This is a genomic window from Ideonella sp. P3_A4 (assembly GCF_056403075.1).
The window spans coordinates 1-1,305 of sequence record NZ_JBFUGE010001071.1; the positions used below are offsets into that span (position 1 = coordinate 1).

At 58.2% G+C, this 1,305-nt stretch carries 1 protein-coding gene; it reads left to right on the plus strand.

Translation table 11 applies throughout. The features are described from left to right. Positions 1-343: 343 nt before the first annotated feature. Positions 344-1,305, plus strand: a 962-nt coding sequence (locus tag AC1DYI_RS35920) for a hypothetical protein (protein ID WP_477208864.1), incomplete at its 3' end; no start/stop codon positions are given.

Sequence of the window (1,305 nt, forward strand, 5' to 3'; positions counted from 1 at the left end):
GCGTCCGACGGCTGGTCAGCTTGTCTCGAGCCTGCTGAGCGCCGGCTACGAAGACCACCGGCTGCGCAAGCTGGCCATAGCAATGGGCGTAGCTCGCCCTCCTGAAGAGATATTTTCACGGCCCGAAGAACCATACCGCCTGCTGTACCTCGGTGCCTTTGACTCTGCGGGGCACATGTTTCCCGCAGGCGTAGCCTCAGAGCTAGTGCAGTGCCAGAACGAGGGCTCGGCTGCATACGAGCTGCTTGGAAGACTTCTTAAGTGGGGCGTGAACCTTAGAGGGCTTGACGTTGGGTCAGCCGTAGCGCTGGCGGCACTATGCGCAACTACAAATGCGACCAACATGAGCCCGCTTCCGCTGGGCACGGTCTTGGCTTCTGAGAGATTCTGCATCGACGACGCTGCGGCCCTTTCCCCTGAGATCGCGTTGAGTGTGCTCAGTGCATACCTGAAGCAACAGGGCTGCCGAGTTGAGGACGACCAGCTCCTGAAGCCTAGTCGCTGGGGCATAGCCGACGTACTGGTGGACGGCGGGCCGATTTTCCTCTGGCTTGCGTGTCGCCTACTCGAAGCTGCTGATTTCGTCGAGCTCGAATCGCTGATGCAGCTTCTCGCGCCAAAGAGCCCGTATTGGGACCGGCAATGCGCCAAGTTGAATGCGCTCGCCGCAATCAAGCGAGGTCGCCTCGAAGACGCGCTCGATGCTCTTGAATTGTGGTATCGAGAGAACCCCCTATACGCATTGGAGTTCCCCGCGAACGAACTGTTCGCAGGAAGAAAGTGGGCGAACTTCAAGCACTTCGACCCGGTCAAAGTGGGGCTAGTTGCTCACCGCGAGTTTGAAGCCCGCGGCGACGCCAACGTGAGCTACATCTGCAAGATGGCTTGCCGTACGTTCTTGAATACAGGCCTTCGTGAGCGCGTTGTCAGTGACTTTGACAATGCGTTGGAGTCACGCAAAGCGAAGATGGTTGCGTTTCTACGCGATGTTTGGGTCGAGCAGAACCTCTCCATGTGCCACCAGTTCCAATCTACCGCAGAAGTGCGCGTGGAACGCATGAGCGTTCTCCAACTGCTCATAGGGTGGGAAAGCGACCGGGCACCTGAGTACGCAGAGGCAATCAAAGACCTGACCTTCGACCAAACGCTACAGCGCGGATTGGAACGCATTGACCAGACCCGCGTTTTCGTTAACGAATCTGCCATAACGCGCTGGGCCGAAAAGGAACTCGAACAGGACTACGACAGGTGGCGGAAGCTGAGTGAATCCAGTTCTGGCGGCCGCACAGTAGACGACATGCTCCG